The organism is Streptomyces sp. NPDC059718, from assembly GCF_042733315.1.
In the GTDB taxonomy this organism is placed as follows: Bacteria; Actinomycetota; Actinomycetes; order Streptomycetales; family Streptomycetaceae; genus Actinacidiphila.
This window is the reverse complement of sequence record NZ_JBHWGA010000002.1, coordinates 230,535-243,073: the sequence shown is the minus strand read 5'-3', so window position 1 is coordinate 243,073 and position 12,539 is coordinate 230,535. Positions and strand designations below refer to the sequence as shown.

Genomic DNA, 12,539 nt, shown 5'->3' with positions numbered 1-12,539 from the left:
CTGGGGGCGAACCGGGTCGGACCACCCCGATCCGGTCAGATGTAACCTACAAGCATGCAGGCCGGCAAAGGCGCGTCCGTCGAGACGATCCATCGCGAGATGACCGCGTTCGCCCGCCGCGCACGCACCGCGGCGGCCCGTATGCACCCGCAGCTGTCCCTGGTGGCGTACACGCTGCTGGCCCACATGAGCGAGCACCGGGACTGCCGGGCCACGGACCTCGCGCAGGCGTTCCTGCTCGACAAGTCGACGGTCAGCCGCCAGGTCGCCACCCTGGAGCGGCTGGGTCTCGTCGAGCGGCGCCCCGACCCCGCCGACCACCGCGTCCAGGTGCTGCTGCCGACCGCGGCGGGCGCGGCCGTGCTCGCCGAGGCGACCCGCGCCGCACGGCGCATCGTGTGCGGGAGGCTCGCGGACTGGGACGACACCGACCTGGAGCGCTTCGCCGCCTACCTGACCCGCTACAACGACGCCGCGGAGCAGCAGGGCTGACCCGGCGTCAGCCGGTCGCCCCCGCCCCTGAGCCGCAGGCCTCCGCGCCCTCCGTGCAGGCGGCGGCGCCGTCGGGGAGGTACTTCTCCGCCCACGACCCCAGCTCCCCCAGGGCCGGACCGAGCGCCTCGCCGGCTTCGGTGAGGCGGTAGCTCACCCTCAGCGGCGGGCCGGGGTCCACCTCGCGGACGACGATGCCCGCTTCGGCCAGCTCCGTGAGCCGGTCGGAGAGCATCCGTTCGCTGATCTTGGGGATGGCCCGGCGCAGCTCGACGAAGTACGCCGGCCGCTGCGTGAGGACGGCCACGATCAGGCCGCTCCAGCGCTTGCCGAGGATCCCGAAGACGCGGGTCAGCCCGACGTCGACCTTGGCGCACGGCTCCGCGTCGTGCGCGGCCGGCTCAGTCCCCTGTCCCATGGCCACAAGGGTACCCGGCTTGCCGTTGCGTGCTGCAGAAAAGTAAGGTCCTGTGATAGCAATAGCAACGCACGAATTTTTCACTCCGAACTTTACGGAAGTGGAGGCACCCCCATGCCCACGCTGCTGCACCTCGACTCGTCCATCTGGCCCTCCGAGACCTCCGCGTCCCGTGACGTGGCGAACTCCTTCCGCAAGGAATGGGAGGCCCAGCACCCGGGCGGCGTCGTCATCTACCGCGACCTGAACGCCGAGCCCGTGCCGCACCTCGACGCGACCCACTACGTGGGCGGTGCCGAGCACCCGCTGCGCAGCGAGCTGGCCGACGAGCTCGAACGGGCCGACGCCCTCCTGATCAGCGCGCCGATGTACAACTTCTCGATCCCCAGCACCCTCAAGGCCTGGCTCGACCAGGTGATCATCCTGGGCCGCACCGCGGGCGAGCAGCCCTCCGCCGCGGACACCCCGGTCGTCGTGGTGGCCAGCCGCGGCGGCGGCTACGGCCCCGGCACCCCGCGTGAGGACTTCGAGTTCGTGACCAACTACCTGGAGAAGGTCCTGCAGGGCTGCCTCGGCATCACCGACGTCGAGTTCATCGTCCCCGAGCTGACCCTGGCCCGCGTCGTCCCGGCCATGTCCGGCCTGATCGAGGCCTCCGACGCCTCCCGCACCAAGGCCCACGAGCAGGCCACCGCCAAGGCCAAGGAGCTCGCGGCGCGCGTCGCCTGACCCCCGTCCCGGCCGCCCCTCCGTCGTCGTACGTGCCCGGCCGCCCGGGCGTACGGCTACCCCAGGCTCACAGGTTGACGCCGAAGTCCTGCGCGATGCCGCGCAGGCCCGAGGCGTAGCCCTGGCCGACGGCGCGGAACTTCCACTCGGCGCCGTTGCGGTACAGCTCGCCGAAGACCATCGCCGTCTCGGTCGAGGCGTCCTCGGAGAGGTCGTAGCGGGCGAGCTCGTTGTTGTCGGCCTGGTTCACCACACGGATGAAGGCGTTGCGGACCTGGCCGAACGACTGCTGGCGGCTCTCGGCGTCGTAGATCGACACCGGGAAGACGATCTTCTCGACCTCGGCCGGCACGGTGGCCAGGTTCACCTTCACCTGCTCGTCGTCACCCTCACCCTCGCCGGTGAGGTTGTCGCCGGTGTGCTCCACCGAGCCCTCCGGGCTCTTCAGGTTGTTGAAGAACACGAAGTGCTTGTCCGAGACCACCTTGCTCTCGGCGTTGACCAGGAGCGCGCTCGCGTCGAGGTCGAAGTCGGTGCCGGTGGTCGTACGGACGTCCCAGCCCAGACCGACGGTGACCGCGGTCAGTCCCGGGGCCTCCTTCGTCAGCGAGACATTGCCGCCCTTGGAAAGGCTGACACCCATGGGATCTCCCTGCTCATTCCGGCGCGGGCCGCGCCCCTTGACGATTCCTTTGCCCAATCGGTCAACGGTTCTCCCGCGCCGCGGGTTCCCGGCGCCGCACCCGTTCACCTGAGTGCCGTACACGCCCGTGCGACGGGCGTGGGAGCGGTAGAAAGGACCCATGGCCACCGGCTCCCGCGCTCCGTCCGACTCCCCCACCGGCGCCGACGACCCCGGGAGCACCGCCGAGGAGATGGTCGGCGCCCTGCTGACCGCGTCCCGGCTCCTCGTCGCGGTCTCCGCCCGCTCGCTCGCCGCGGTGGAGGAGGCCCTGACCCTGCCGCAACTGCGCATGCTGGTCGTCCTCGAGACGCACGGGGCGCTGAACCTCTCGCAGCTCGCCGCGGAACTGGGCGTCCAGCCCTCCACGGCGCTGCGCATGCTGGACCGCCTGGTGGCGATCGACATGGTCACGCGCGACGCCTCCCCCACCGACCGGCGCACGACCGTCATCTCGCTGACCACGACCGGCCGGCGCACCGTGAACGACGTCACGGAGCGCCGCCGGGCCGAGATCGCCCGCATCGTCGACGCGATGCCCGCAGGACAACGCCGCCACCTCGTCCAGGCCCTCCAGGCCTTCGCCGAGGCCGGCGGCGAGCCCCCCGTCGGCGAGCGCGACGCACATCACGCCGGCTGGTGATCCTCCCGCCGGCATGCGGCGGTCAGGACGGCTGGACACCGCCGACCTGCGGGTATTCCCCAGCCACCCCGAGCTTCGCGGCGGTCGGCTCGACACTGCCCTTCCCGGTGGGCCGGGTGGACGTGCCGGGCAGGACCCAGACCGCGCCCTTGACGTTGTCCTCACCCTGGCGCCGACGATCACTTCGGGGTGACCGTCCTTGTTGACGTCGCCGAGCGCCAGGGTGGTGCCGAACCGCTCCTCGGGTTCCGACGCGCTCGGGCACCGGGGGGGGGGGTCGTTGTAACCGTCGCCGTTGACGTCCCCGACGGCGGTGGTCGTGCCGTCACCGGCCAGCGGACCTCGGCCCACCTCCGGGTTGACGTAGACCAGGCCGCCGGTCCGGCCGCCGATCCGGATCGACGTCACGATCAGGTCGACGGACCCGTCGCGCCGCAGGTCGGCCGGCTGGACGCCCGCGACCGAGGGCATGACGTCGTTGAGCGACTTCACGCCGACCGAGCCGTCCCCCTTGAAGGTGCCGCCGAACTCCACCGAGCCGTCGTAACCGCCGACCAGCACCCGCGCGCCGCGCTGTCCGGGACGCCGGCGGTGTTCTGCGTGATGACGGCCTTGCGCGTGGTGGACACCCCGCTCTTGGAGCCGTGGAGGACGACGACCGCGCCCGCGCGCCCTTGCCCCCGACCTTGGCCGTGGGAGCCGGGACGACCAGGTCCCCGTAGCCGTCGCCACCGCGGCGGCCGCCACGGCAACCACCGTCGCGACACGCCCCGTTCGGATCTTCCCCGCCCTGATTCCCCTCCTGTGTCCACAGTGAGACGCCAGGGAGGGCAGAGGCGGAAGATGAACTCTCCACGAACGGGCCGCACTAGACCCGCAACGCCGGAAGCCGTGGCCGTCGCGTGGCCTGCGTCACTTCCGGGCGCAGGACGCGGAGCACGAGAAACGGGCCCCCGACTGCGACTTTCGTCACGATCGGAGACCCGTCTCCACTGTGTGCGCGAGGGGGGAGTTGAACCCCCACGCCCTTTCGGGCACTGGAACCTGAATCCAGCGCGTCTGCCTATTCCGCCACCCGCGCATGGGTGTTGTCTTCCGGATCCCTTCACACCTTGGGGTCTTCCCCGTCCGGTGCGTCAGCCCCTTCCGACACCCAGAACATTAGCACGCTGCTCAGGGTGGAATCACATCCGTTTCCGGGCACCCCCGAGCGAGGGGAACCGTCCTCTGTTGCGGGACACTGGCATGAGCCGCCTCTACCATCCCTGTGGGGGAGCGGCCGCGGACCATGGCACTGTTGACACCGGTCCCGTGGGACCGACCGGGGAACCAGCGGTTTTCCCAGTGCGTGGATACGATCAGTAAGCAGTACCGGAAGGATCGGACCGGAAGACCACGGCGGACCGCCGTGCGCAACCGCAGGACCTCGAGGAGGGAGGTGCACCGTGGGAGTACTCAAGAAGTTCGAGCAGCGTCTCGAGGGCTTCGTGAACGGCACCTTCGCCAAGGTGTTCAAGTCCGAGGTCCAGCCCGTGGAGATCGCGGGTGCCCTGCAGCGCGAGTGCGACAACAACGCGACGATCTGGAACCGGGACCGCACTGTGGTCCCCAACGACTTCATCGTCGAGCTCAGCACCTCCGACTACGAGCGGCTGAGCCCGTACGCCGTCCAGCTCGGCGAGGAGCTCGCCGGCATGGTGCGCGACTACGCCAAGCAGCAGCGCTACACCTTCATGGGCAACATCAAGGTGAACCTGGAGAAGGCCGACGACCTCGACACCGGCCTGTACCGGGTGCGCAGCCGCACCCTCGCCTCCAGCGAGTCGCAACAGCAGCAGTACCAGCAGCAACAACAGCCCCCCGCCGGCCGCGGTGGCTACGGCTACCCGCCGCAGGCCCCGCAGCGCCCCGCGGGCCCGCCGCCGATGCCGGCCGGTCCGCCGCCCGGCGCCGCGCCGGTCACCAGGCTCCCCGGGAGCGGCCCCACGGCCCCCGGTGGCGCCGGCATGAACGTACGCCGCTGGATCGAGATCAACGGCACGCGCCACCAGATCTCCCGTCCGACCCTCGTGCTCGGCCGCAGCACCGAGGCCGACGTCCGGGTCGACGACCCCGGTGTGTCCCGCCGCCACTGCGAGATCAGGGCGGGATCGCCCTCGACGGTCGTGGACCTCGGGTCGACGAACGGCATCGTGGTGGACGGACAGCACACCCAGCGCGCTACGCTCCGCGACGGTTCACGGATCGTCGTGGGCAGTACCACCATCGTGTACCGGCAAGCCGAAGGGTGAAGCGGGGGCAATGTCAGAGCTGACCCTGACGGTCATGCGGTTGGGTTTCCTCGCCGTACTGTGGCTGTTCGTCATCGTGGCCGTGCAGGTCATCCGCAGCGACCTGTTCGGCACGCGGGTGACCCAACGGGCGGGCGGGCGCCGCGAGGCCCAGTCGCGCCCGCCGCAGCAGCGCCAGCAGGCGCAGCCCGCGCAGGGCCGCCAGCAGCAGAACAACAACAACCGGGCCCGGCGCGGTGCCCCCACCAAGCTGGTGGTCTCCGAGGGCTCGCTCGCGGGCACCACGGTCGCGCTCCAGGGGCAGACGATCACCCTGGGCCGGGCTCACGATTCCACGATCGTGCTCGACGACGACTACGCGTCCAGCCGCCATGCCAGGATCTACCCGGACCGCGACGGCAACTGGATCGTCGAGGACCTGGGATCCACCAACGGCACCTTCATGGACCGGAACCGGCTCACCACGCCGACCCCGATCCCGCTCGGTGCCCCGATCCGCATCGGCAAGACCGTCATCGAGCTGCGGAAGTAGTCGCACAATGGGCGAGCACAGCCAGCGAGCGCGAGCGAGAGGGTGGGCAGCGTGCGGATGTACCCGGAGCCGACGGGCGAGGTGCGCATGACTCTGTCGCTGCGCTTCGCCGCCGGCTCTCACAAGGGAATGATCCGGGAGGGCAACGAGGACTCCGGCTACGCCGGCCCGCGGCTGCTCGCCATCGCCGACGGCATGGGCGGCCAGGCCGCCGGTGAGGTCGCCTCCTCCGAGGTGATCTCCACCCTCGTCCCCCTCGACGACGACATCCCCGGCTCGGACATCCTCACCTCCCTCGCCACCGCCGTGCAGCGGGCCAACGACCAGCTGCGCGTCATGGTCGAGGAGGACGCCCAGCTGGAGGGCATGGGCACCACGCTCACCGCCCTGCTCTGGACCGGCCAGCGGCTCGGCCTGGTGCACGTCGGCGACTCCCGTGCGTACCTGCTGCGCGACGGCGTGCTCACCCAGATCACCCAGGACCACACCTGGGTGCAGCGGCTCGTCGACGAGGGCCGGATCACCGAGGAGGAGGCCGGCACGCACCCGCAGCGCTCGCTGCTGATGCGCGCCCTGGACGGCCGCGGCCAGGTCGAGCCCGACCTGTCGGTCCGCGAGGTCCGGGCCGGCGACCGCTACCTGATCTGCTCCGACGGCCTGTCCGGCGTCGTCAGCCACCAGACCCTCGAGGACACCCTCGCCGGGTACCAGGCGCCCGCCGAGACCGTGCAGGAGCTGATCCAGCTCGCCCTGCGCGGCGGCGGCCCCGACAACATCACCTGCATCGTCGCCGACGTCCTGGACATCGACGACGGCGACACCCTGGCCGCGCAGCTCCACGACACCCCCGTCGTCGTGGGCGCCGTCGCCGACAGCCGGCACCACTCGCCGCTGTCCGACCCGCGGCATCTGCAGACCCCGGCCGGCCGCGCCTCCGAGCTCGGCCGTCCGCCGGCCCCCGACGGTGCCTTCGGTCCGCCCGGGAGCGGGAACCCGCAGGTCGGCGCCCCCGTGGGCGGCTTCGGCGCGTTCGAGGACGAGGAGCTGAGCAAGCCCCGCAGACGCGGCCGGTGGCTCAAGCGCTCGCTGCTCCTGCTGGTCGTCCTCGGTGTCATCGGCGGCGGCCTGTACGGCGCGTACCGCTGGACCCAGACGCAGTACTACGTCGGCGTCAAGGGCGACCACGCGGCGATCTACCAGGGCATCGAGCAGAAACTGGCCTGGGTCAACCTGTCGAAGGTCCATGAGGACCGCCCCGGTATCGAACTCAAGTACCTACCGCAGAACCAGCGCAAGTACGTCACGGCCACGATCGCCGCCAGCGGACTCGGCGACGCGCGCCGGACCGCGGACGAGCTCGAGCACCAGGCGAAGGTCTGCCAGACCAAGGAAGCCATCGACAAGTCCAAGGCCGCCGCGGCGGAGAAGGCCAAGAAGGACGCGCAGAAGGGCGCCGACACCGCCACCGGCAAGACCACCGGCAGCCCGTCCCCCGACGCGTCCGGCTCTCCCAAGCCCGGCACGACCCCCTCCACCAGCCCGTCGACCAGCCCCACCCTCTCCGACGAGGACCAGTCGCTGGCCCAACAGTGCCCCAGCGGCAGCTAGTGAGCAGGAGGGGCGTCAGTCCAGCATGAGCGTTGTCACCAACACCACGACCATCACATCCGTCGGCGCACCGAGCCGCCGCAACACCGAGCTCGCGCTCCTGGTCTTCGCGGTCCTGATCCCGGTCTTCGCGTACGCGAACGTCGGGCTGGCGAAGAAGGGCACCCTGCCCGCCGGCATGCTCGCGTACGGCCTCGGCCTCGGCGCCATCGCCGTCGTCGCGCACCTGGTCGTCCGCAAGTTCGCCCCCTACGCGGACCCCCTGATGCTGCCGATCGCCACCCTGCTGAACGGCATGGGCCTGGTGTTCATCTGGCGGCTGGACCAGGAGCCCACGCTCCCCGGCGGTTCCTCCGCGCCGACGCAGCTGATGTGGTCGACGCTGGGCGTCGCGCTCTTCCTCGGCGTCCTGGTCTTCCTCAAGGACCACCGCATCCTGCAGCGCTACACCTACATCTCGATGGTCGTGGCGCTGGTCCTGCTGATCCTCCCGGTGTTCTTCCCGCCGGTCTACGGCGCGCGGATCTGGATCACCGTCGCGGGCATGTCCATCCAGCCCGGTGAATTCGTGAAGATCATCATCGCGGTGTTCTTCGCGGGCTACCTGATGGTCAAGCGGGACGCGCTCGCGCTCGCCAGCCGCCGCTTCATGGGGATGTACCTGCCCCGCGGCCGTGACCTCGGCCCGATCCTGGTGATCTGGGCCCTCAGCATCCTCATCCTGGTCTTCGAGACCGACCTGGGCACCTCGCTGCTCTTCTTCGGCCTCTTCGTGATCATGCTCTACGTCGCCACCGAGCGCACCAGCTGGATCGTGTTCGGTCTGCTGCTGTCCGTGGGCGGCGCGGTGGTCGTCGGCAGCTTCGAGTCGCACGTCCACAGCCGTGTGGAGGACTGGCTCAACCCGTTCCGCACCGTCGAGGCCGGCCAGGGCGCCAGCCAGCCAGCGCAGGCCATGTGGGCCTTCGGCTCCGGTGGCCTCTTCGGATCGGGTCTCGGCCAGGGTTACTCCCGGCTCATCGGCTTCGCGGCCAAGAGCGACTACATCCTGGCCACCGTCGGGGAGGAACTGGGCCTGGCGGGCCTGATGGGCATCCTGCTGCTCTACGCACTCCTGGTGGAGCGCGGCGCCCGCACCGCGCTGGCCGCCCGTGACCCCTTCGGCAAGCTGCTGGCGATCGGCCTGTCCGGGGCCTTCGCGCTCCAGGTGTTCGTCGTGGCCGGCGGTGTCACCGGGCTCATCCCGCTGACCGGTATGACCATGCCGTTCCTGGCACAGGGCGGTTCCTCGGTGATCGCCAACTGGGCCCTGGTCGCCATCCTGCTGAGAATCAGCGACACCGCGCGCCGCCCGGCGCCGACCCCCGCCTCGTCCCCCGATGCCGAACCGACCCAGGTGGTGCGGACCCAGTGAACAAGCCCCTGCGCCGAGTCGCCATCTTCTGCGGACTGCTCGTGCTCGCCCTGCTCGTCAGGGTGAACTACATCCAGTTCGTGCAGGCCGACGAGCTCAAGAACGACGCGAACAACCGACGGGTCACGATCAACCAGTACGCGACGCCGCGCGGCGACATACTCGTCGACGGCAAGGCGATCACCGGCCACACCGAGACCACGGGCAGCGACTTCAGGTACAAGGCCACCTTCAAGAACGGGAAGATGTGGGCGCCGGTCACCGGCTACGCCTCGCAGGCCTTCGGAACGACCCTGCTCCAGGGCGTCGAGGACAAGATCCTCACCGGTGACGACGACCGGCTCTTCTTCACCCGCACCGTCGACGTGCTGTCCGGCAGGCAGAAGCAGGGCGGCGACGTCGTCACGACCCTCAACGGCGCCGCCCAGAAGGCGGCCTTCGAGGGCCTGGGCAACAAGAAGGGCGCGGTCGCGGCCATCAACCCGCAGACCGGAGCCATCCTGGCCCTGGCGAGCACGCCTTCGTACGACCCCTCCTCCTTCGCCGGCAACTCGCAGAAGGACAGCGAGGCCTGGAACGCCCTGCAGAAGAAGAACAACCCCGACGACCCGATGCTGAACCGGGCACTGCGGCAGACCTACCCGCCGGGCTCCACGTTCAAGGTCGTCACGGCGGCCGCGGCGCTGCAGGACGGGCTGTACGACGACATCGACGAGCCGACCGACTCCGAGGTGCCGTACATCCTCCCGGACACCAACAACCAGGAACTGAAGAACGAGGGCGGCATCGCCTGCAAGAACGTCTCCCTGAGGGAGGCGCTGCGGGTCTCGTGCAACTCCGTCTTCGGCAAGCTCGGAGCGACCCTCGGCCGCGACAAGATGGTCGAGGAGGCCGAGAAGTTCGGCTTCAACGAGGAGCAGTTCGTCCCGGTCCGCGTGGCGGCCAGCAACTTCTCCACCAAGATGGACAGGCCGCAGACGGCACTGTCGTCCATCGGCCAGTTCGAGACCGCCGCCACCCCGCTGCAGATGGCGATGGTGGCCGCGGCGATCGCCAACGACGGCAAGCTGATGAAGCCGTACATGGTGAGCGAGCTCCGCGGCTCGAACAACAAGCTCGTGGACAGCATCAGCCCCGAGGAGCTCTCGCAGCCGCTCAGCGCGGAGAACGCGCAGAAGCTCCAGCAGATGATGGAGACCGTCGTGCAGTCGGGCACCGGCACCAACGCCCAGATCCCGGGCGTCACGGTCGGTGGCAAGACCGGTACCGCCCAGCACGGCGTCGACAACAGTGAGAAGCCTTACGCATGGTTCATCTCATACGCGAAGACGGACAGCGGCTCCCCGGTGGCCGTCGCCGTCGTGGTCGAGGACGCCAGCGCGAACCGCGGCGACATCTCCGGTGGCGGCTTCGCCGCGCCGATCGCCAAGAGCGTCATGGAGGCCGTGCTGAACAAGTGATGCCGGTCACACCGTATCCATGGATGTGCGCTATGTCGCACGTCGCGATACCGGTCGTATATCGGCTACCGGCGAGGACCGGGATCGGCACGCGGCGACGGGTACGGTATGCCCGAGCAGCCACACGGACGGTTTAGGAAGGGCAAGCGCTATGGAAGAGCCGCGTCGCCTCGGCGGCCGGTACGAGCTGGGCTCGGTGCTCGGCCGTGGTGGCATGGCCGAGGTGTACATCGCCCATGACACCCGGCTCGGCCGCACCGTCGCCGTGAAGACGCTCCGGGTGGACCTCGCCCGCGATCCGTCCTTCCAGGCCCGGTTCCGCCGTGAGGCCCAGTCGGCCGCCTCGCTGAACCACCCGTCGATCGTCGCGGTCTACGACACCGGCGAGGACTACGTCGACGGGGTCTCCATCCCGTACATCGTCATGGAGTACGTGGACGGCTCCACCTTGCGTGAGCTGCTCCACTCCGGGCGGAAGCTCCTGCCGGAGCGTTCGCTGGAGATGACCATCGGCATCCTCCAGGCCCTGGAGTACAGCCACCGGTCCGGCATCGTGCACCGCGACATCAAGCCCGCGAACGTGATGCTGACCCGGAACGGCCAGGTCAAGGTCATGGACTTCGGCATCGCCCGCGCCATGGGCGACTCCGGCATGACCATGACGCAGACCGCGGCCGTGATCGGCACCGCCCAGTACCTCTCCCCGGAGCAGGCCAAGGGCGAGACCGTCGACGCGCGCTCCGACCTGTACTCCGCCGGCTGCCTGCTCTACGAGCTGCTCACCGTGCGGCCGCCCTTCGTCGGGGACTCCCCGGTCGCGGTGGCGTACCAGCACGTACGCGAGGAGCCGCAGCCGCCGAGCGTCTACGACCCCGAGGTCACGCCCTCGATGGACGCCATCGTGCTCAAGGCGCTGACCAAGGACCCGGACTACCGCTACCAGTCCGCCGACGAGATGCGCGCCGACATCGAGGCCTGCCTCGACGGCCAGCCCGTCGCCGCCACGGCCGCGCTGGGCGCCGTCGGCTACAACGGCGGCGGCTACGGGGGCTACGGCAACGACGCCCCCACCACGGCCCTCCCGCCCCAGCAGGACGCCGGCACCTCGATGCTGCCGCCCATGCGCGAGGACGACGGCGGCTACGGCTACGACCAGCCCCAGGGCAACGGCCGGCGCAAGCCGAAGAAGAGCAACACCTCCACGATCCTGCTGGTCGTCGCGGCCGTCCTGGTCCTGATCGGCGCGATCTTCATGGGCAAGGCGCTGTTCTCCGGGAACAGCAGCGGCAACGACACGGTGGCCGTCCCGCAGTTCGTTGGCGACACCAAGTCGGAGGCCGAGGACCGGGCCTCGAACGGCGGGATCACCATCACCTTCGGTCAGGCGATCTTCTGCGCCGACCAGCCCAAGGACCACGTCTGCAAGCAGTCGGCCGAGGTCGACAGCAAGATCCCCAAGGACCAGAGCGTCACCCTGCAACTCTCCAAGGGCACCGAGAAGGTCGAGGTCCCGGACGTCACCGGTGACTCCTTCGAGGACGCCGAGGCGAAGCTGAAGGAAAAGGGCTTCGAGGTCGACAAGCAGTCCAAGACCTCCAACGAGGAGGAGGGCACGGTCCTCAAGCAGAACCCCGAGGGCGGTGCGAAGCGGGACAAGAACTCGACGATCACGCTCACCGTGGCCGTGGCGCCTGAAGAGGTCACGATCAAGGACGTGAGCAACAAGAGCCAGGCGGAGGCCACTCAGATCCTCGAGGCGGACGGCCTGAAGGTGACCGTCACCGAGCAGGAGTCCGCCGACCACGCCCAGGGCACGGTCATCTCGACCAACCCGACGGCCGGGAGCACGATCAAGGCGGGCCAGACGGTCACCCTGTTCATCGCCAAGCCCCCGTCCACCAACGCGATCCCCGACCTGAAGAACAAGACGGTCGGGGAGGTCAGCGGCATCGCGCAGGAATTCGGCGTGGTGCTGGCGTTCGCGCCCGGCTCGTCGCAGGACGGGAACGCCATCGTCCAGGCCCAGAACCCGCAGCCGGGCACCCAGATGAAGCCGGGTGACACCCTGACGATCTTCGCCCGGGACCAGAACGGTGGCGGAGGCTTCATCAACGGAGGCAACGGCGGCTGACGCCGAACGCACCGGAAACGGAAGGGGGGGGGGGGCACACCAGCCCCGGGCCCAGCCGGTGTTGGCGCCCCCCGGGCGGGGGGGGGGCGGGCCCGCCGCCCCCCCCGCCCCGCCAACCATCAGCCGCATGCCCCTGCCC

At 69.9% G+C, this 12,539-nt stretch carries 11 protein-coding genes, 1 tRNA gene and 1 pseudogene; 9 read left to right on the top strand and 4 right to left on the bottom strand.

Annotated elements, in window-relative coordinates:
* The first annotated feature begins 54 nt into the window (after positions 1 to 54).
* Positions 55 to 492 (top strand): MarR family winged helix-turn-helix transcriptional regulator, encoded by a 438-nt coding sequence (locus ACFV3E_RS03615; protein ID WP_500533156.1) that lies wholly within the window; start codon positions 55 to 57, stop codon positions 490 to 492.
* A 7-nt stretch (positions 493 to 499) separates the two neighbouring features.
* On the opposite strand, the gene ACFV3E_RS03610 is transcribed toward ACFV3E_RS03615, so the two are convergent.
* The gene (locus ACFV3E_RS03610; RefSeq protein WP_499512861.1) at positions 500 to 910 is read right to left on the bottom strand and encodes a winged helix-turn-helix transcriptional regulator; all 411 of its coding nucleotides are present in this window, start codon (positions 908 to 910) and stop codon (positions 500 to 502) included.
* Positions 911 to 1,024: 114 nt separating this feature from the next.
* Here ACFV3E_RS03610 and ACFV3E_RS03605 point away from each other — a divergent pair, with 114 nt between their 5' ends.
* Positions 1,025 to 1,639 carry an FMN-dependent NADH-azoreductase gene (locus tag ACFV3E_RS03605; RefSeq protein ID WP_500359617.1) on the top strand — a complete coding sequence of 205 codons (615 nt, stop codon included), beginning with the start codon at positions 1,025 to 1,027 and terminating at the stop codon, positions 1,637 to 1,639.
* Between the two features lie 67 nt (positions 1,640 to 1,706).
* Here ACFV3E_RS03605 and ACFV3E_RS03600 read toward each other — a convergent pair whose 3' ends face one another.
* The gene (locus ACFV3E_RS03600; protein ID WP_431959002.1) at positions 1,707 to 2,282 is read right to left on the bottom strand and encodes a TerD family protein; all 576 of its coding nucleotides are present in this window, start codon (positions 2,280 to 2,282) and stop codon (positions 1,707 to 1,709) included.
* A gap of 160 nt (positions 2,283 to 2,442) precedes the next feature.
* Here ACFV3E_RS03600 and ACFV3E_RS03595 point away from each other — a divergent pair, with 160 nt between their 5' ends.
* On the top strand, positions 2,443 to 2,964 hold the full coding sequence (locus tag ACFV3E_RS03595) for a MarR family winged helix-turn-helix transcriptional regulator (protein ID WP_500533154.1): 522 nt from the start codon (positions 2,443 to 2,445) through the stop codon (positions 2,962 to 2,964).
* 174 nt (positions 2,965 to 3,138) lie between these two features.
* On the opposite strand, the pseudogene ACFV3E_RS03590 reads toward ACFV3E_RS03595, so the two are convergent.
* Both ACFV3E_RS03590 and ACFV3E_RS03585 read right to left on the bottom strand, forming a co-directional pair.
* A pseudogene (locus ACFV3E_RS03590) lies at positions 3,139 to 3,435 on the bottom strand (hypothetical protein); the annotation flags it as partial.
* Between the two features lie 526 nt (positions 3,436 to 3,961).
* Positions 3,962 to 4,045, bottom strand: a tRNA-Leu gene (locus tag ACFV3E_RS03585).
* A gap of 364 nt (positions 4,046 to 4,409) precedes the next feature.
* Between ACFV3E_RS03585 and ACFV3E_RS03580 the strand changes: the two genes are divergently transcribed.
* From ACFV3E_RS03580 to pknB, 6 genes are all read left to right on the top strand, one after another.
* Positions 4,410 to 5,255, top strand: coding sequence for an FHA domain-containing protein (locus tag ACFV3E_RS03580; RefSeq protein ID WP_500331610.1), 846 nt, complete (start codon positions 4,410 to 4,412; stop codon positions 5,253 to 5,255).
* 10 nt (positions 5,256 to 5,265) lie between these two features.
* Positions 5,266 to 5,787 (top strand): FHA domain-containing protein FhaB/FipA, encoded by a 522-nt coding sequence (locus tag ACFV3E_RS03575; RefSeq protein WP_500533152.1) that lies wholly within the window; start codon positions 5,266 to 5,268, stop codon positions 5,785 to 5,787.
* Positions 5,788 to 5,844: 57 nt separating this feature from the next.
* Positions 5,845 to 7,395: a PP2C family protein-serine/threonine phosphatase gene (locus ACFV3E_RS03570; protein ID WP_500533391.1), complete on the top strand. Its 1,551-nt coding sequence runs from the start codon at positions 5,845 to 5,847 to the stop codon at positions 7,393 to 7,395.
* A 25-nt stretch (positions 7,396 to 7,420) separates the two neighbouring features.
* On the top strand, positions 7,421 to 8,809 hold the full coding sequence (locus tag ACFV3E_RS03565) for an FtsW/RodA/SpoVE family cell cycle protein (protein ID WP_500533150.1): 1,389 nt from the start codon (positions 7,421 to 7,423) through the stop codon (positions 8,807 to 8,809).
* Positions 8,806 to 10,269 carry a peptidoglycan D,D-transpeptidase FtsI family protein gene (locus ACFV3E_RS03560; RefSeq protein ID WP_500533148.1) on the top strand — a complete coding sequence of 488 codons (1,464 nt, stop codon included), beginning with the start codon at positions 8,806 to 8,808 and terminating at the stop codon, positions 10,267 to 10,269. The genes ACFV3E_RS03565 and ACFV3E_RS03560 overlap by 4 nt, the downstream gene beginning before the upstream one ends.
* Before the next feature lie 151 nt (positions 10,270 to 10,420).
* Positions 10,421 to 12,400 carry a Stk1 family PASTA domain-containing Ser/Thr kinase gene (gene pknB / locus ACFV3E_RS03555; protein WP_500533147.1) on the top strand — a complete coding sequence of 660 codons (1,980 nt, stop codon included), beginning with the start codon at positions 10,421 to 10,423 and terminating at the stop codon, positions 12,398 to 12,400.
* Positions 12,401 to 12,539: the final 139 nt, after the last annotated feature.

Bases quoted from the DNA above. Each gene is read 5' to 3' on its own strand.
- ACFV3E_RS03615 (WP_500533156.1), top strand. From the start codon at position 55: ATGCAGGCCGGCAAAGGCGCGTCCGTCGAGACGATCCATCGCGAGATG.
- ACFV3E_RS03610 (WP_499512861.1), bottom strand. From the start codon at position 910: ATGGGACAGGGGACTGAGCCGGCCGCGCACGACGCGGAGCCGTGCGCC.
- ACFV3E_RS03605 (WP_500359617.1), top strand. From the start codon at position 1,025: ATGCCCACGCTGCTGCACCTCGACTCGTCCATCTGGCCCTCCGAGACC.
- ACFV3E_RS03600 (WP_431959002.1), bottom strand. From the start codon at position 2,282: ATGGGTGTCAGCCTTTCCAAGGGCGGCAATGTCTCGCTGACGAAGGAG.
- ACFV3E_RS03595 (WP_500533154.1), top strand. From the start codon at position 2,443: ATGGCCACCGGCTCCCGCGCTCCGTCCGACTCCCCCACCGGCGCCGAC.
- ACFV3E_RS03575 (WP_500533152.1), top strand. From the start codon at position 5,266: ATGTCAGAGCTGACCCTGACGGTCATGCGGTTGGGTTTCCTCGCCGTA.
- ACFV3E_RS03570 (WP_500533391.1), top strand. From the start codon at position 5,845: ATGTACCCGGAGCCGACGGGCGAGGTGCGCATGACTCTGTCGCTGCGC.
- ACFV3E_RS03565 (WP_500533150.1), top strand. From the start codon at position 7,421: ATGAGCGTTGTCACCAACACCACGACCATCACATCCGTCGGCGCACCG.
- pknB (WP_500533147.1), top strand. From the start codon at position 10,421: ATGGAAGAGCCGCGTCGCCTCGGCGGCCGGTACGAGCTGGGCTCGGTG.